Genomic DNA, 16,648 nt, shown 5'->3' with positions numbered 1-16,648 from the left:
GCCCCGCACCGGCGACACGACACGATCGCCGAACCGGAAATCTCGGTGTCCTGTGAACAACGACCACGCATCATCCGACCCCACCGGCCCCGACGACGCGGACGCCCCCGCCGCGCCCATCGTCGTGGGCCGCCCCTCCGGAAGCGGCGGCCGCCGCGTCACCATCCGCGCGCGGAGCGCCGGCCTCGCCCACAGCGACGCCGACCTCGTCGAGTTCCTCCGCCGTGCGGGCCTCCCGGACGCCGAGGACCTCCTCGACGACCCGTCCTGGGTGCACTGGCAGGAGGGACCGCCCCACACCTACGGCCCGAACTGACGACACCGCCCCTCCCGGTCACATGACTCACCGTGTGGTGATCATCCGACCGGGAGGGGCGGTGTCGTAGGTACGCGCGAACAGACGCGTTCGGTGCGGAAGGACGGTCAGCCCGAGCCGACGAAAAGGACGAGCAGCAGCCAGACCACCGGAGCCGTCGGCAGGAGCGAGTCCAGCCGGTCCATGATGCCGCCGTGACCCGGCAGCAGCGTGCCCATGTCCTTGATGCCGAGGTCCCGCTTGATCATCGACTCGCCGAGGTCACCGAGTGTGGCGCTGGCCGCGACCGCGAGGCCGATGACCAGACCCTGCCACCAGGTGCCGTCGTCGATCAGGAACTGCATGCACAGCGCACCCGCGACCATCGCGAAGCCGACCGCTCCGAACAGACCCTCGCGGGTCTTTCCGGGGCTGATGCGCGGCGCCAGCTTGTGCTTGCCGAAGCGCCAGCCGACCGCGTACGCGCCGGTGTCGCTGACGACCGTCAGGAGCAGGAAGGTCAGGACGCGGCGCGGACCGTCGTCGGCCGTGAGCATCATGGCCACGAAAGTCGCCAGGAACGGCACGTAGAAGGCCGCGAAGACCCCCGCCGTGACGTCCTTGAGGTAGCCCTCGGGCGGTTCGGTCATCCGCCAGACCAGGACGGCCAGCGCCGTCAGGGCCATGGCGACCCACGCGCCCTCGGCGCCCCGCACGTATCCGGAGACGACCATGGCCGCCCCGCCGACCGCGAGCGGCACCAGGGGCGCCTTGATGCCCTTGCGCTCCTCCAGCCGTGAGGTGAGCTCCCAGAGCCCCACCACCACGGCGACCGCTATCACTCCGACGAAGACGGCCTTGACGACGAACAACGACGCGACGATCACCGCGCCGAGCCCGACGCCCACTCCTATGGCCGCGCCCAGGTCGCGTCCCGCACTCTTCTTCTGAGGTGCGGGGGCGGGCTGGGGGGCGGCGCTGGGCATGGGCTCCTGCGGGCTCTGCGGGTTGTGCGACGGATCCCCGTAGGGCGCCGTCGACGGTGCGTCGTCGTGGAACAAGGGGCCGCTCGGCCGAGCGGCCCCCGAGTCGTCATCCTGGTCTCCGCCATGTGCGGGTACGTCGGGCACGGTGGGCATGGGCCGAGTGTGCTGCGCGTCATGCGCATCGTACGTGGGACCCGCCGGGGCTGCCCCCTGGACAGGCCCCTGCTCGGACGGCCCCCAGTACCCGGCTTGTGGCGGCGCCCCCCAGGAAGAGTCGTTCATCAGACCTCGAGCAGCTCCGCTTCCTTGTGCTTCAGGAGCTCGTCCACCTGGGCGACGTACTTCGCCGTGGTGTCGTCGAGCTCCTTCTCCGCACGACGGACCTCGTCCTCGCCGGACTCCTTGTCCTTGACGAGCTTGTCGAGGGCGTCCTTCGCCTTGCGGCGTACGGAACGGATCGAGACCTTGGCGTCCTCGCCCTTGGTCCGCGCGACCTTGATGTACTCCTTGCGACGCTCTTCCGTCAGCTCGGGGAAGGTCACACGGATGATGTTGCCGTCGTTGCTGGGGTTGACGCCCAGGTCGGAGTCGCGGATCGCCTGCTCGATGTTGCGCATCGCGCTCTTGTCGAACGGGGTCACCACGGCCATGCGCGGCTCCGGCACGGAGAACGAGGCCAGCTGGTTGATCGGCGTCAGCGCGCCGTAGTAGTCGGCCACGATCTTGTTGAACATCGCCGGGTGCGCACGGCCGGTGCGGATCGCGGCGAAGTCCTCCTTGGCGACCACGACGGCCTTCTCCATCTTCTCCTCGGCCTCGAGGAGGGTCTCTTCGATCACCACTTGCTCCTGCGTGTCTTGAGTAGGCCCGGCAGCTGTTCCTCGTCGGGGTCGGCGGCCGGCTGCGTCGCGTCTTGTTCCTGCACGGTTCCGGACCGGCAGGACATTGTCCATCCCCCGGTCAGGGTCCGTCCGCGTCCGGGGTTCGTACCCGGACGGGAGCGTTCCCCGTCAGGCCTGGCCGTTCTGGTCGCCGACGAGTGTGCCGATCTTCTCACCCTTGACGGCCCGCGCGATATTGCCCTCCGCCAGGAGCTCGAAGACCAGGATCGGCAGCTTGTTGTCCCGGCACAGCGTGATGGCCGTCATGTCGGCGACCTTGAGGTCCCGGGTGATGACCTCGCTGTAGCTGAGGGCGTCGAACTTGACCGCCCCGGGGTTGGTCTTCGGGTCGGAGTCGTAGACGCCGTCCACGCCGTTCTTGCCCATCAGGAGCGCCTCGGCGTCGATCTCCAGGGCGCGCTGGGCGGCCGTGGTGTCGGTGGAGAAGTACGGCATGCCCATGCCGGCGCCGAAGATGACCACGCGCCCCTTCTCCAGGTGCCGCACGCCGCGCAGCGGGATGTACGGCTCCGCGACCTGGCCCATGGTGATGGCGGTCTGGACGCGGCTGTCGATGCCCTCCTTCTCCAGGAAGTCCTGGAGGGCGAGGCAGTTCATGACGGTGCCGAGCATGCCCATGTAGTCGGAACGGGCCCGGTCCATGCCGCGCTGCTGGAGTTCGGCGCCGCGGAAGAAGTTGCCGCCGCCGATGACGACGGCGATCTGGGCTCCGCCGCGCACGACGGCCGCGATCTCGCGGGCGATCTTGTGCACCACGTCGGGGTCGACGCCCAGTCCGCCGCCACCGGCGAACGCCTCGCCGGAAAGCTTCAGCAGAAAGCGTCCCGCGCCTTTGCCGTCGTCGGTCTTGTCGCCCTTGTCGGCCGGGGTGGTGGTCATGGAGATCTCCTCATGGTGCACATACGAAGAAGGCCATTGCCGGTGGGGTGTGTTCGCATCCCGTGCTCGGCAATGGCCTCCTCGTCAGATCTGCTGTCGTCCGGCACACGCGCGTGGGTGCCGGCGTACGCGGACGACTGCTGTCGACCCTATAGGGGCCGCGCGTCGATCGCGGTACGGACTCAGATGCCGACCTTGATGCGCGAGAAGCGCTTCAGGGTGACACCGGCCTCGTCCAGGACCTTCTGGACGGACTTCTTGTTGTCGAGCGCGTACGGCTGACCGAGGAGGGTGGCCTCCTTGAAGAAGCCGTTGACGCGACCCTCGACGATCTTGGGGAGGGCGGCCTCGGGCTTGCCCTCGGCGCGGGTGGTCTCCTCGGCGACACGACGCTCGGTCTCGACGACCTCGGCCGGAACGTCCTCACGGGAGAGGTACTTCGGCGCGAAGGCGGCGATGTGCTGCGCGATGCCCTTGGCGAGGTCGGCGTCGGCCTTGTCCAGCTCGACCAGAACACCGATCTGCGGGGGCAGGTCGGGCATGGTGCGGTGCATGTACGCGGTCACGTACGCGCCGGAGAACTGGGCGAAGCGGTCCAGGACGATCTTCTCGCCCAGGTTGGCGTTGGCCTCGTCGACGAACGCCTGAACCGTCTTGCCCGGCTCGATCTCGGAGCCGAGGAGCGCGGCGATGTCCGCCGGGGAGGTGGCGGCGGCGTGCTGGGCGATCTGGTTGGCGACGGCCTGGAACTTCTCGCCCTTGGCGACGAAGTCCGTCTCGCACTTCAGCTCGACCAGGACACCGGCGGTGTTGTCGTCAGCGATGACGGAGACCACGGCGCCGTTCTCGGCGGAGCGGCCCTCGCGCTTGGCGACGCCCTTCTGACCCTTGATGCGCAGAGCCTCGACGGCCTTGTCGACGCTGCCGTCGGCCTCGTCCAGTGCCTTCTTGCAGTCCATCATGCCGGCGCCGGTGAGCTCACGGAGCTTCTTGACGTCGGCGGCGGTGTAGTTCGCCATGATTCCTGGAATCTCTCTCGAAGTCTGAAGATCTACGGGACGAACGGCGGGGGCTTTGTGGGCCCCCGCCGTTCAGCAACCCGAAAGGGTGAGGGGTCAGGCCTGCTCGGCGTCCGCGGCGGGGGCCTCGGCGGCGGGCGCCTCGGTGACCTCGGCCTCGGCGGCGGGGGCCTCGACGGCCTCAGCCTCGGCGGCGGGCGCGTCGGCCTGCTCGGCGTCGGCGACCTTCTCCGTCTCGGCGGAGGTCTGGACCTCGGGCTCGTCGGCCTTCTTCTCGCCCTCGAGCAGGTCGCGCTCCCACGCGGCCAGCGGCTCGCCGGCGGCCTTGTCACCCTCGGCGGCCTTGCCGGCGCCGGAACGGGAGATGAGGCCCTCGGCGACGGCGTCGGCGATCACGCGGGTGAGCAGGGTGACGGAGCGGATCGCGTCGTCGTTGCCCGGGATCTTGTAGTCGACCTCGTCGGGGTCACAGTTGGTGTCGAGGATGGCGACGACCGGGATGTTGAGCTTCCGGGCCTCACCGACCGCGATGTGCTCCTTCTTGGTGTCCACGATCCAGACGGCGCTGGGCACCTTCTGCATCTCGCGGATACCACCGAGGGTCTTCTCCAGCTTGGCCTTCTCGCGCGAGAGCACGAGAAGCTCCTTCTTGGTGAGACCCGAAGCGGCGACGTCCTCGAAGTCGATCTGCTCGAGCTCCTTGAGGCGCTGCAGACGCTTGTAGACGGTCGAGAAGTTGGTGAGCATGCCGCCCAGCCAGCGCTGGTTGACGTAAGGCATGCCGACGCGGGTGGCCTGCTCCGCGATGGCCTCCTGCGCCTGCTTCTTCGTGCCGACGAACATGACCGTGCCGCCGTGGGCGACGGTCTCCTTGACGAACTCGTAGGCGCGGTCGATGTACGACAGCGACTGGAGCAGGTCGATGATGTAGATGCCGTTGCGCTCCGTGAAGATGAAGCGCTTCATCTTCGGGTTCCAACGACGGGTCTGGTGACCGAAGTGGACGCCGCTTTCCAGCAGCTCCCGCATCGTGACGACGGCCATGGCCGTTCTCCTAGGTTTTCTCGGTTGTACCGCGTGTGCCGGACGGCACTCGCTCCTGACGCCCGCGATGCGCCGTGCCACAAAGGACCGAGAGGCGCTGACACCGGTACTGAAGACCAGATGTCGGGGCGTGCGAAGTCGACTCGGTGACCCGAATCGCCACCAGAAGTGTACGGGACCCGAGAGGGGCCGGGTGACGCCCCTGTCCACAACCGGCCGGTACTCCACAGATCCCTGCCGTGATCCGCTCGGTGCGGGACGGTTTCCGCATGCGAGCGAACCGATGTGTGCGTACGTGGCCGTGCCTTCTCCTCGGCCTGGCCCTGACCGTCCCGGGCGTCCCGACCCCCGCCGCCCCCGCGCCGGCGCCGACTCCGGCCCGGGCCCTGGCCTCGGCCTCTGGGCGGACTGCCGGGCCGCTGCTCCTGACCCTGACGTCCGCGGCGACCTCGCCCCAGGGAGTCGGTCCCGCACCGCCGATCCAGGTCTCCCGCCCCGGGACGGCCGGCCCGATCACGTCCGAGGCCGACGAGGCCGCCGGGTCCGCCGACCCCTCTCGCGCCGATCCCGGCGACCCGCCGGAGGCCGGTCCGGCGGACCTGTCCGACGCCGACGCCGATGCCGACGCCGGGCTCCCTTCAGGAGCCGGCTCCACCGCACCGGCGCCCGCCGGACCCGTCACTCCTCCCGTGGCCGACCCCGCCGTCCCGGCGATCGCCCGCACCTGGCCGGTGGGGGTCCGTCCTCCGGTCGTACGGGGCTGGGAGCCGCCGGCGACGGCCTACTCCCGGGGTCATCGCGGCGTCGACCTCGAAGCCGCTCCCGGCACTCCGGTGCGTGCCGTCGCCCCGGGCAGGGTGTCCTTCGCCGGCCGGGTCGCGGGCCGAGGCGTCGTCTCCGTGGAACTGGCGGGCACCGGGTCGCCTCCGCTGCGCACGACGTACGGCCCGGTGCGGGCTTCGGTGCGCAAAGGCGAGGAGGTCCTCGCGGGCGCGGTTCTCGGGACGGTGGAGGCGACGCGCGACGCGCACTGCGGGCCGACGCCCTGTCTGCACTGGGGCCTGCTCAGAGGCACGGCCTACCTGAACCCGCTGTCGCTGCTGCCACCCTGGCTCCTGGGCCTCGGCCCGTCCCGCCTGCTGCCGCTCGACGGATCTCGCGTGGAGCACTGACACCGGGCACCCGCGGTGCCCGGTCGGCGCGGGTCAGCCGCGGACGCCTCGCAGGGCCATCGAGACGGCCGCCTCGGTGATCGCGGTGGGGTCCTCGGCGGCGCCCAGCTCGATACGGCGCACGGCGGCGTCGACCACGCCCTGCAGCAGCATCGCGGCGAGCCGCGGCTCGGCGTGGCCCATGGCGGCCAGCGCCTCGCCGATCATCGTGACGAGCCCGCCGTGCGCGGCCCGGATCTTCTCCCGGGCGCCCGCGTCGAGTTCGCTGGCGGAGATGGCGACCACCGCGCGGTGCCGCCGGTCCCCGACGAGGACGAGTTGCCGGCGCACATACGCCTCGACCTTGCCCTCGGGGCCCTCGGCGGCGGCCATGGCGGAGGAGACCTCGGCGGCCCAGACGGGGAAGTCGACCTCGCAGAGTTCCTCGACCACGGCGGCCCGGGAGCGGAAGTACTCGTACACGGAGGACCGCGCGAGCCCCGTGCGCTCGGCCAACGCCGGGAAGGTCAGCGCCTCCGTCCCGCCCTCGGACAGCAGGGAGCGCGCAGCGTCCAGCAGGGCGGCTCGCTGCATCGACCGGTGCTCGGCCACGGAGGCCGCTCGAATCCTTGGCACGTCAACCACTCTACGGACGCTCCGCCGCGTACGGGAGCCACTCCGCCCACCCCGCCGGGCGGCACGCGGTCCCGGGGCCCCGGTCCCAGGTTGTCCGGGGGTGGATGAACGCCCTGGTCAGCGCCCGAAACTGGCCAGCTTGGCGCGCAGCTGAAGTACGGATTTGGTGTGGATCTGACTGACCCGGCTCTCCGTCACGCCGAGGACGTTACCGATCTCCGCGAGGGTCAGTCCCTCGTAGTAGTAGAGCGTGACGACGGTCTTCTCCCGGTCGGGGAGGGTGTTGATCGCGCGTGCCAGGAGTCTGCGCAGTTCCCGGTCCTCGGCGACCTCGACCGGGTTGTCGGCGGCGGTGTCCTCCAGGGTGTCCATCAGACTCAGCCGGTCGCCGCCCTCACCGCCGGCATGCAGCAGTTCCTCCAGGGCGACCACGTTGGCCAGCGACAACTGGCTGAACACCGCATGCAGTTCCTCCACCGCGATGCCCAGCTCGGAGGCCACCTCCGTCTCCGAGGGGGTGCGTCTGAGCCGGGCCTCCAGCGTGGCGTAGGCGCGCTCGACGTTGCGCGCCTTCTGCCGGACCGACCGCGGGATCCAGTCGAGGGCGCGCAGTTCGTCGATCATGGCGCCCCGGATCCGGGTGATCGCGTACGTCTCGAACTTGATCTCGCGCTCGATGTCGAACTTCTCGATCGCGTCGATCAGCCCGAACACCCCGGACGAGACGAAGTCGGCCTGTTCGACGTTGGCCGGCAGGCCCACGCTGACCCGGCCCGCGACGTACTTCACCAGCGGCGAGTAGTGCAGGATCAACTGCTCGCGCAGCCGCTCGTCACCGGTCGACTTGTACGACCGCCACAGCTCGTCGAGTGTCGAGGGAGCGGGCGGGCGCACGCTGCCGCCGTCGCGGGCGGCTGGCGGGATGGCCGTCCGGTCGGACCCGGAGGTGTGCTGGGGCATTCGTCGCCTTGTGCCGTTCTGCCGTGAACTGGGTGCCTGGGTGCCTGTCGGCCTCGTGCCGAGATGGGTGGGCCTGCGTCGGATCCTCGTGAGCGTAGCGTGACTGGACAGTCGCAGTGTGCGAAGAGAGTGCTGTCACCCGGACGCGGAGGGGTTCCGCGAGCCGGCTCCCGGCATCCCGCCGGTCGCCCTGCGTGACCACGGGGATCCGCCAACTGCGGGAATCCGCAAGGGCGTCGGCGTTCCCCCGGACGGCCGAACACGCTCGGTCAGCGGCCCTCCCGGTCATCGCGGACGGAGGTCGACGCCTGGCGTGTCAACTTCCAGCCGTCGCCGTGTCGTTCGACGAATCCAAGTGCTCGGAGTTCGTACAGTCTCCCGACCGCGTCGTCCGTGGTGGTGGCGGCCCCGCGGGCGATCTCGTCGACGGCCGCGGGGCGCCGCGCCGGCAGGGCGGCCAGGACGCGCTGGGCGCCCGGGGACAGGAGATCGCGCGGCACCACGGGTCCGCGACGGTCGGGAGCCAGCTCACCCATGTCACCGACCAGTTCGGCGACTTCCGCGGCGTCGGTGACCAGAACCGCTTCTCCGCGCAGCAGTTCGTGCACCCCCGCGGAGAGCGAGCTGGTGGCCGGGCCCGGCACTCCCATGGTGAACCGCCCCAGCCGCTGTGCCGCGCGGGCGGTGACGAGCGCACCGCTGCGATACGCCGCCTCGACGACCACGGTGCCGCGGGTGAGCGCCGCGATGACCCGGTTGCGGAGGATGAATCTGCTCGGCGTGGGATGGTCACCGGGCGGCAACTCCCCGATCACCAGCCCCTGTTCCGCGATCCTGGTGATCAACTGGGTGTGGCCGCGCGGGTAGGGGCGGTCGACCCCGCAGGCCAGCACGGCGACGGTGGCGCCGCCCGCGCCGAGGGCGCCTCGGTGCGCGGCACCGTCCACCCCGTAGGCGCCGCCGGACACCACGACCCAGCCCCGCTCCGCGAGCCCGGCGCCGAGGGTGGCCGCCATGTGCGCGCCGTACTCGGTGCAGGCCCGGGCGCCGACGACGGCGACCGACCGCAGCGCCCATATCCGCAGGCTGGACAGCCCCCGGACCCACAGCCCGAGGGGCCGTCCGTCCCCGAGGTCGTCCAGTTGCGCCGGCCATTCGGAGTCGCCGGGGCAGACGAACCGCACCCCGGCCTCCCGTGCCCGGGCGAGATCGCCCTCCGGGTCGGCCCGCTCGGCTCTCGCCCGCAGGCCCGCCCACCGGGTGTCCGTCATCCCGCGCGGCTGCCGATCACCCTCGGACAGCCACCGCAGGGCTTCCCGGGCCCCGATCTCCCGGACCCAGCGTCCGCAGACCTCGTCGCCCGGTTCGACGACCCGGGAGAGGGTGACGCGGGCCGTGCGCTCGTCGTCCGTCATACCGGTGAGCCGATCGCCATCGGCACCCCGCGTGGGACGCCGGTGCGCAGCTGGAGGGCGAGGGCCACGTCACCGGCGTCGGGACGGTCGTGTCCCGACAGGTCCGCGACCGTCCACGCGACGCGGAGCACCCGGTCGAGGCCCCGGGCCGTGAGCAGTCCGCGCTCCAGGCTCCGCTCGGTCTCGTCCATCGCCCCCGGCACCGCCTGCCACCGGCTGCGCAGTTCCCGCCCCGGAACCTCGCTGTTGGTGTGCCAGGGCGTCCCCGTGAAGCGGGCGGTGGCCCGCTCGCGGGCGGCCCGCACCCGCTCGGCGACCGTCTTGGTGGACTCGCCCTCAGCACCCCGCGCGGTCAGCTCGGACCGGGTGACGGGCTCCACCTCGACGCGCAGGTCGACCCGGTCGAGCAGTGGTCCGGACAGCCGTGCCTGGTAGCGGCGGATGGCGGAGGGCGGGCATTCGCAGTAGTCGTTCGTCACGCTGAAGCGGCCGCAGGGACAGGGGTTGGCGGCCAGCACCATCAGGAACTTCGCGGGGAACCGCACCACGCCGGCGCTGCGCGCGATCACCACGTGTCCCGCTTCCAGCGGCTGGCGCAGGGCGTCGAGCACGAAGCCGCTGAACTCCGGTGCCTCGTCGAGGAAGAGGATCCCGCGATGCGCCAGGGACACCGCTCCGGGCCGCGCGAGGCCCTTGCCGCCGCCGACGAGGGACTGCATGGTCGCGGAGTGGTGCGGCGCGCAGTACGGGGCGATGTCGACCATCGGTTTGCCGGGTGGGAGCAGGCCGGCCACGGAATGGATCGCCGTCACCTCCAGGGATTCCTGCCGGGACAGCCGCGGCATGAGGGACGGCATCCGCTCGGCGAGCATCGTCTTGCCCGCCCCCGGTGGACCCTGCAGGAAGACGTGGTGTCCTCCGGCCGCCGCGACCTCCATCGCCGTGCGGGCCGACAACTGGCCCACGACATCGGCGAGATCGTGCCCCTGGTCGTGTTCCGGGACGGCGATGCCGCACAGGCCGGTGGCCTCGCCCGTCCCGGGGACGCGGAGGCCCGCGAGCAGCGGATCGGGGCGGCCCTGTTCGTCGGGGTCCTCCTCGGGCACCGGCTCGTCGGCGAGCACCGCGATGAGCTGGCGCAGGCTGCGGACGCCCAGCACCGAGACCCCTGGCACCAGTGACGCCTCGGCCGCGGCGCACTCGGGGACGACCACCTGCACGTACCCCGCGTCCGCCGCCGCCAGCACCGCCGGGAGGATCCCGCGGACCGGCCGCACCCGGCCGTCGAGCCCGAGCTCTCCGATCATCACGATGTCGGCGAGCACCCGGGGATCGATCCGCTCGGAGGCACCCAGCACCGCGCAGGCGACGGCGAGATCGAACCCCGAACCGCCTTTCGGCACAGAGGCCGGGCTGAGCCCCACCGTCAGCTTCTTCTGCGGCCAGGCGGCGCCGGAGTTCACGACCGCGGCCCGGACCCGGTCCCGGCTCTCCGTCAGGCTCTTGTCGGGGAGCCCCACCAGGGTGAACGCCGCGACACCCGGCTCCAGGTCAGCCTGGACCTCGACGACGACGCCTTCCACACCCACCAGGGCCACCGAACACGTACGCGCGAAGCCCATCTCAGGCCACCCCCCGCGCGTGCTCGACCACGGGTGCGCCGCGGTCGGGGAGGACGATGCCGATCAGGTCGATGCGGACACCGCCCGGTGGGGCCCCTCCGTGTTCCTGAAGCCAGCGCTCGGCGAGGCCCCTCAACCGCAGGGCCTTGGCCGGTGTCACGGCCGCCATCGGGTGCTGGAACGTGCCGGCCCTGCGGGTCTTGACCTCGCAGAGGACGAGCGCGTCGCCGTCGCGCGCCACGATGTCTACCTCGCCCGTCCTGCCGCACCGCCAGTTGCGTGCCAGAACCGTCATGCCGGTCCCGGTCAGCCGCCGTGCGGCCAGATCCTCGCCGTACCTGCCCAGGGCGATCCGTGCGTCGTTCCGTGTGTCCTTGCGGGCGTCGTTCCGTGTGTCCTTGCGTGCGTCGTTCCGTGCCTCGGTCGTCTTCATGTCGGCACCACCTCCGGCACCCACACTGAGGCCGCGCCGCGCAGCTTGTGGATCTTGGTGGACAGGTGCGTGACTGTGGAAAAGTCCGTCACCCGCAGGCGTGACGGCCGTGCTCCCACCTGACCCGGACGGTCCGGGAGGGCTCGCGGCGAGCTTGCGGCAGTCCCCGGGAAGCACGAAGGCCGGGAACCCGTTGGTTCCCGGCCCTACCGGTCCGTCGCGCGTCCGGCCCGTCAGTCAGCCGCCCGGCCGCCTCCGAGTCAGCCGCCCGGCAGCTCCAGATCGCTCTTGTTCAGTTCCTCGATGTTCACGTCCTTGAATGTCAGGACGCGTACCTGCTTCACGAAGCGAGCGGGCCGGTACATGTCCCACACCCAGGCGTCCGCCATGGACACCTCGAAAAACACCTCGCCCTGGACCGAGTGCACCTGCATCTCGTAGTCGTTGGTGAGGTAGAAGCGCCGTTCGGTCTCGATCACATATTTGAACAGACCGACGACGTCGCGGTACTCCCGATAGAGCTTCAGCTCCATCTCGGTCTCGTACTTCTCGAGGTCCTCGGCGCTCATGGCATGTTCCCCTTCAGCCGTGCGTCCCCCTATTGTGCGCCAGCCCCGGGAGCCCCTAGACGATTTCCGTGTCGAGGATCTCGGGCGTGGCCGGAGGACCCTCGTCGAGCACCCTGCGGAGCAGCCCGGCGAGCTTGGTCGGATACACCGTCTCATGTGCCTCGGCCAGTTCCCGGCACGTCCACCAGCGCGCTCCGGCGACGCTGCGCCGTTCCAGGTCGGTCAGTGCCGTGGCGGCCGTGGTCGTCTGGGTCGTGCGCGCCAGGAAGTACCACTCGTCCTGGTGCCAGCGCCGGCCGGCGAAGGAGAACGCGCAGATCCGGCGCCACAGCACCGGGCCCAGCTCGACCTCCGTGATACCGGTCTCCTCCAGGAGTTCCCGCAGCGCGGCCTGCTCCCGGGTCTCGTCCCCCTCCAGACCGCCGCCGGGAGTGAACCACCAGTCGTCCGCGGGATCGTCCGGTTCGTGTCCGTGCAGGAGGAGGATCCGGTCCTGCGGGTCGAGCAGGACGACCCGGGCGACCTTGCGCAGACCGCCCTCGTGCGTTTCCTCGCCGTCGCCCGCGGGCTGGGCGGACACCGGGTCCGCCGGCTCAGCGGACACCGGCGGAGCCCGTCTTCGCACGGGAGCGGCCCGCCCGCTTGGCGATGGGCCCGTAGGCGGCGCCGCCCAGCACGAACACGGCACCGGCGATCACCGCGGCGACGATCATGCGGAGCGGGCCCGGCTGGGACAGGGGACCGAGCGTCGCGAAACCGCTGGGGCGTTCGAGCATGCCGTCCATGGGCCAGGCGATGGCGTCCACCCTGGCCGACACGGCGCTGCGCGCCACGGTGCCGCTGGCCGCGTCCGACAGGTGCGCGGTGGAGTCGAGGGAGCCCTGTCGCTCGTCGCCGAGCAGGAAGAGACGGCCCTTGGGGACCTTCACGGTGGGGAAGTTGGTGATCTCGGCGAGGCTGCCCTCGGGAAGGTACGGCTCGTCCATCTGCTTGCCGTTGACGGTCAGCTTGCCGTTGGTGCAGCAGGAGACCGTGTCACCGCCGACGGCGACCACGCGCTTGACCACGGACGCGTTGGTGACCCACGCCTTGTCCTTGAAGACGACGACGTCGCCGCGGCGGACCTCGCTCCCGTCGACGCGCTGCGCGAGGACGCGGTCGCCCACGTTGATCGTCGGCGCCATCGAGCTGGTGGGCACGGTGTACGGCAGGTACACCACCGCTCCCCAGGCGAACCCTCCGAGGAACAGCACCAGGCCCAGCCCGACGGCCAGCCCGGACAACCGCTGTCCGACCTTGCTGCCCGCCTGGTCCCTGGCCGCGCCACCGCTGCGCGGGGCCGTACGTGTTGCGCTCTCGCCACCCATGGGTCCGCACCCTACCCGGGGGTACGGTCCGCGGTCAGCCCATGGTTCGGACAACGATCACGGCCCCGGGCACCGATGTGGACGACCTGTGCCGATCGCCTGTACGCGGGGTGACGGGGGACGCCCGCCGGCCAGCGGGCTACCGGAACGAGCAGGGGCCGGTCGCTCCGGGGAGATCCGGAGCGACCGGCCCCGAAGGCCGGAGACGACTCGGTCGTCAGTCGTCCTTGGACGCCTTGCGCTTGCGGCGCACCAGCACGAGCGGCACCGCGCCGACGAGGGCGACGGCAGCGGGCGCCGTGACCCCGGCGGCCGCCTTGGCGTTCAGGCCGGACTGGTCGAAGGTGTCCGGGACGGGAAGGGTGCCCCAGCGGTTGATCGGCCAGGCCTTGACGACGGCACGGCCGACGACGTCGTCGACGGGGACCATGCCGTGGTGCTTGTCGGCCTGGTTGTAGCGGGAGTCCCGCGAGTTCTGGCGGTGGTCGCCCATCACCCAGATCATGCCCTTGGGGACCTTGACCTTGAACTGGCCGCCCTCGTCGTCCTGGCTGCACGGGGTGTTCCCGGCGTACACGTACGACGCCTCGTTCAGTGCCTTGCCGTTGACCGTGAGCGGGCCGGTGCCCTTGCACTCGATGGTGTCGCCGCCGACGCCGATGACGCGCTTGATCAGGTCCTTCTCCTCCGCGGACGGCATCAGGCCGATCCAGCTGAGGAAGGTCTGCAAGGCATTCGGGTCGGCCGTCGGCTCGCCCGCCAGCCAGTTGTCGGGGTCGTGGAAGACGACGACCTCGCCGCGCTCCGGCTCCGAACCGAACCACGGGGTCAGCTTGTCGACCAGGACACGGTCACCCTGCTGGAGCGTGTTCTGCATCGAGTCCGACGGGATCGAGAACGCCTGCACCAGGAACGTCTTGATGAGCAGCGCGAGCACCAGGGCGATGCCGATCAGGATCGGCAGCTCCTTCCAGAAGGAGCGCTGCTTCCTGGACTGCGGGTCCTGCTCGGAACGCCCGGTCGAGGCGTCACCGCCCTCGGAACCACCGCCGGAACCCGACCCGTCCTCTACGCCGGGGGCAGCCGCATCGTCGGGCCGCTCCGGCTGCCCTTCGGGACCATCGTGTCCGGACCGTGCGCCGACCGCCACATCCCCCACATCCACTCCTCACTCCGTGCCGCCGCCCGCGCCGTATTCGGCGCAGGCCCACCACTCCCATAACGAGCGGGAGTTCCGCAGGGCTCGGGAGCGGGGTCAATCCGTCTGGATCCGCAGGGGCCACCCTATGCGACAGCACCGAGGCGACGGTCGACGCTCCAGGCGCGTCGGCCACGGTCGAAAACGTGCTCGGCTCGCGCAGTCGGGTCCAGTGACCGATGGGCCATCCGATGATCATGGCCCGGCCCACGATCGACTTCTCGGAGACGGTACCGCTGAACTTGTCGGTCCGGTGGTAACGGGAGTCCGCGGAGTTGCCCCGGTGGTCGCCGAGCACGAACAGCCGCCCCTCGGGCACCTTGACCTCGAAGGCGAAGTCGGACGGTTTGTCGCCCGCGAAGATGTACGGCTCGGTCAGCGGGACGCCGTTCACGGTCACCCGGCCCTGCGCGTCGCAGCACTTGACCGTGTCGCCGCCGACGCCGACGACCCGCTTGATGAGGTCCTTCTCGTTGTCGGACGGCAGCAGGCCGATGAAGGTCAGCCCCTGCTTGAACTGCTTGACGACCACGGGGTCGTCCTTCTTCTTGGTCTCCTCGGCGGTGAGCCACCCACCGGGGTCCTTGAAGACGACGACGTCACCGCGCGAGGGCTCGGAGCCGAACCACGGGGTGAACTTGTCGACCAGGACACGGTCGCCGATCTGGATCGTGTTCTCCATCGAACCCGACGGGATCACGAAGGCCTGGACGAGAAAGGTCTTGAGGACCAGGGCGATGAGCACGGCGACGCCGACGAGGAGGGGTATCTCCTTGGCCGCGGAGCGCCGTCTGCGCCGCTTGATCTTGCGGGCGAGCTTGCGCCGCTCCACCCTGCTGGGACGGGCGGCTCCTCCGGAGGCACGCCGGGTGCCCGTGGGCAGCAGGTTCTCCATGGCGCTCGTGGGGGCTCCACGAGGCCGTCCGCGGTTACCCATGGACACCGCCGGCGGCGGGCACGCGCGCGTAGGCGTCGGGGCGGGTCAGCCGGGTCCAGTGACCGGCGGGCCAGGCGATCCAGTCGGCCCGGCCGATGACGTCACCGACAGGGATCATGCCGCCGCCCGGCGAGCCCAGATGGTCGCGGGAGTCGCTGGAGCGGCTGCGGTGGTCACCGAGGACGAAGAGCGAGCCGTCGGGCACGAGGACGTCGAAGGGCACGTCCGAGGGGCTGTCGCCCCGGTGGAGAAACGCCGACTCGTCGACCGACCGGTCGTTCACCTCGAGTCTCCCCTCCCTGTCGCAGCAGACCACGTGGTCTCCCCCTACCCCCACAACGCGCTTGACGTAGTCTGCGCTCCCGAAAAAACCGGTGCCGTCGAACACGACGACGTCGCCCCGCCGCGGTTCGGAACCGAAACGGTACGCCAACTTATTTACGAGAACGCGGTCCCCGATCCTCAATCCGGACTCCATGGAGCCGCTGGGAATCTGGAACGGCTGCATCACGAAGCGGCTGACCAGGAGCAGGAAGACGAGACAGACCAGCAGCGTCAGGGTGATCCACCCGCCCGGGAGCCACTCGGCGGCCCGGCCCGCCAACGCGAAACGCGACCGTCCCTCCGGCCGCTCCGTGTCCGAGATCTCCTCGGAGGCGGAAGGGCGGGAGGAGCGGTCGCGCTCCACGTGCTGTGCTTCGGTGTCCATCGGGGCCAGATGCTATCCGGCCTCCATGAGACGCCTTCTTACCGGCTCGGTCGCCGACGTATCACGTCGGCGGAACGGGCTCAGCGGTCGCGCTTCTCCTTGATCTTCGCGGCCTTGCCGCGCAGGTCACGGAGGTAGTACAGCTTCGCGCGACGCACGTCACCACGGGTGACGACCTCGATCTTCTCGACGATCGGGGTGTGCACCGGGAAGGTGCGCTCGACGCCGACGGAGAACGAGACCTTGCGGACCGAGAAGGTCTCCCGGACACCGGCGCCCTGGCGGCGGATGACTACGCCCTTGAACTGCTGCACACGGGAGCGGTTGCCCTCGATGACGCGGACGTGGACGTTGACGGTGTCACCCGGGCGGAACGCCGGGATGTCGGTGCGCAGCGACGCGCTGTCGACGTTGTCGAGCAGGTGAGTCATGTGTGTCTGCTTTCTTCGCCAATGCCACAGGTCATCGACGGGAGAGGATTCCGGGATGGTGCTGCCTCGTCGGGACGGGCGTCGTGTCCCCCTGT

At 70.6% G+C, this 16,648-nt stretch carries 18 protein-coding genes and 1 pseudogene; 2 read left to right on the top strand and 17 right to left on the bottom strand.

The genetic code is table 11. The features are described 5' to 3' along the window. Positions 1-52 precede the first annotated feature (52 nt). On the top strand, positions 53-316 hold the full coding sequence (locus ABZT74_RS16470; protein WP_356169777.1) for a hypothetical protein: 264 nt from the start codon (positions 53-55) through the stop codon (positions 314-316). 107 nt (positions 317-423) lie between these two features. Here the strand turns inward: ABZT74_RS16470 and ABZT74_RS16465 are convergent, their stop codons facing one another. The 5 genes from ABZT74_RS16465 to rpsB form a co-directional block, all read right to left on the bottom strand. Beyond that, positions 424-1,563 (bottom strand): phosphatidate cytidylyltransferase, encoded by a 1,140-nt coding sequence (locus ABZT74_RS16465; protein WP_356169774.1) that lies wholly within the window; start codon positions 1,561-1,563, stop codon positions 424-426. Beyond that, positions 1,563-2,120, bottom strand: a complete 558-nt coding sequence (gene frr, locus ABZT74_RS16460; RefSeq protein WP_355867948.1) for a ribosome recycling factor — start codon at positions 2,118-2,120, stop codon at positions 1,563-1,565. The genes ABZT74_RS16465 and frr overlap by 1 nt, the downstream gene beginning before the upstream one ends. A 171-nt stretch (positions 2,121-2,291) precedes the next feature. After that, the gene (pyrH, locus tag ABZT74_RS16455) at positions 2,292-3,062 is read right to left on the bottom strand and encodes a UMP kinase (RefSeq protein ID WP_355867945.1); all 771 of its coding nucleotides are present in this window, start codon (positions 3,060-3,062) and stop codon (positions 2,292-2,294) included. Positions 3,063-3,244: 182 nt separating this feature from the next. Further along, positions 3,245-4,081 carry a translation elongation factor Ts gene (gene tsf, locus ABZT74_RS16450; protein ID WP_355867942.1) on the bottom strand — a complete coding sequence of 279 codons (837 nt, stop codon included), beginning with the start codon at positions 4,079-4,081 and terminating at the stop codon, positions 3,245-3,247. 96 nt (positions 4,082-4,177) lie between these two features. Further along, positions 4,178-5,125 carry a 30S ribosomal protein S2 gene (rpsB, locus tag ABZT74_RS16445; RefSeq protein ID WP_355867939.1) on the bottom strand — a complete coding sequence of 316 codons (948 nt, stop codon included), beginning with the start codon at positions 5,123-5,125 and terminating at the stop codon, positions 4,178-4,180. A gap of 689 nt (positions 5,126-5,814) precedes the next feature. On the opposite strand from rpsB, the gene ABZT74_RS16440 reads away from it, so the two are divergent. Then, positions 5,815-6,297, top strand: coding sequence for a M23 family metallopeptidase (locus tag ABZT74_RS16440; protein ID WP_356435616.1), 483 nt, complete (start codon positions 5,815-5,817; stop codon positions 6,295-6,297). 33 nt (positions 6,298-6,330) lie between these two features. On the opposite strand, the gene ABZT74_RS16435 is transcribed toward ABZT74_RS16440, so the two are convergent. The 12 genes and pseudogenes from ABZT74_RS16435 to rplS all read right to left on the bottom strand — a co-directional run bounded on the left by ABZT74_RS16435 (position 6,331) and on the right by rplS (position 16,553). Beyond that, positions 6,331-6,888 carry a helix-turn-helix domain-containing protein gene (locus tag ABZT74_RS16435; protein WP_355868205.1) on the bottom strand — a complete coding sequence of 186 codons (558 nt, stop codon included), beginning with the start codon at positions 6,886-6,888 and terminating at the stop codon, positions 6,331-6,333. Positions 6,889-7,029: 141 nt separating this feature from the next. Further along, a complete protein-coding gene (whiG, locus tag ABZT74_RS16430; RefSeq protein ID WP_355867936.1) occupies positions 7,030-7,872 on the bottom strand; it encodes an RNA polymerase sigma factor WhiG in 843 nt (280 codons plus the stop codon). A 269-nt stretch (positions 7,873-8,141) separates the two neighbouring features. Continuing rightward, the gene (dprA, locus tag ABZT74_RS16425; protein ID WP_356435517.1) at positions 8,142-9,287 is read right to left on the bottom strand and encodes a DNA-processing protein DprA; all 1,146 of its coding nucleotides are present in this window, start codon (positions 9,285-9,287) and stop codon (positions 8,142-8,144) included. Next, positions 9,284-10,909 carry a YifB family Mg chelatase-like AAA ATPase gene (locus ABZT74_RS16420; protein ID WP_356169753.1) on the bottom strand — a complete coding sequence of 542 codons (1,626 nt, stop codon included), beginning with the start codon at positions 10,907-10,909 and terminating at the stop codon, positions 9,284-9,286. Before ABZT74_RS16420 ends, dprA begins: the two co-directional genes overlap by 4 nt. A gap of 1 nt (position 10,910) precedes the next feature. Then, positions 10,911-11,342, bottom strand: a complete 432-nt coding sequence (locus ABZT74_RS16415; protein WP_356169750.1) for a YraN family protein — start codon at positions 11,340-11,342, stop codon at positions 10,911-10,913. A gap of 260 nt (positions 11,343-11,602) precedes the next feature. Continuing rightward, positions 11,603-11,911, bottom strand: coding sequence for a DUF2469 domain-containing protein (locus ABZT74_RS16410; RefSeq protein WP_003965949.1), 309 nt, complete (start codon positions 11,909-11,911; stop codon positions 11,603-11,605). A 55-nt stretch (positions 11,912-11,966) separates the two neighbouring features. Then, positions 11,967-12,491: an NUDIX hydrolase gene (locus ABZT74_RS16405; protein WP_356169870.1), complete on the bottom strand. Its 525-nt coding sequence runs from the start codon at positions 12,489-12,491 to the stop codon at positions 11,967-11,969. Between the two features lie 13 nt (positions 12,492-12,504). Then, on the bottom strand, positions 12,505-13,278 hold the full coding sequence (gene lepB, locus ABZT74_RS16400; RefSeq protein WP_356435514.1) for a signal peptidase I: 774 nt from the start codon (positions 13,276-13,278) through the stop codon (positions 12,505-12,507). A 217-nt stretch (positions 13,279-13,495) separates the two neighbouring features. Further along, positions 13,496-14,437 carry a signal peptidase I gene (gene lepB, locus ABZT74_RS16395; protein WP_355867921.1) on the bottom strand — a complete coding sequence of 314 codons (942 nt, stop codon included), beginning with the start codon at positions 14,435-14,437 and terminating at the stop codon, positions 13,496-13,498. Next, positions 14,382-15,413 (bottom strand): annotated as a pseudogene (gene lepB / locus ABZT74_RS16390) (signal peptidase I); the annotation flags it as partial. The pseudogene lepB (ABZT74_RS16390) and the gene lepB (ABZT74_RS16395), both read right to left, overlap by 56 nt. Beyond that, complete coding sequence (gene lepB, locus ABZT74_RS16385; protein ID WP_356169745.1) at positions 15,406-16,122, bottom strand: signal peptidase I; 717 nt, start codon at positions 16,120-16,122, stop codon at positions 15,406-15,408. The gene lepB (ABZT74_RS16385) and the pseudogene lepB (ABZT74_RS16390), both read right to left, overlap by 8 nt. An 80-nt stretch (positions 16,123-16,202) precedes the next feature. After that, complete coding sequence (gene rplS / locus ABZT74_RS16380) at positions 16,203-16,553, bottom strand: 50S ribosomal protein L19 (RefSeq protein ID WP_081219662.1); 351 nt, start codon at positions 16,551-16,553, stop codon at positions 16,203-16,205. Positions 16,554-16,648 lie beyond the last annotated feature (95 nt).

The sequence above is a fragment of the Streptomyces sp. NPDC005302 genome, assembly GCF_040607345.1.
Classification (GTDB): Bacteria; Actinomycetota; Actinomycetes; order Streptomycetales; family Streptomycetaceae; genus Streptomyces.
Note: the sequence above shows the minus strand (reverse complement) of the source record. Positions and strands in the feature narration are given on the sequence as shown.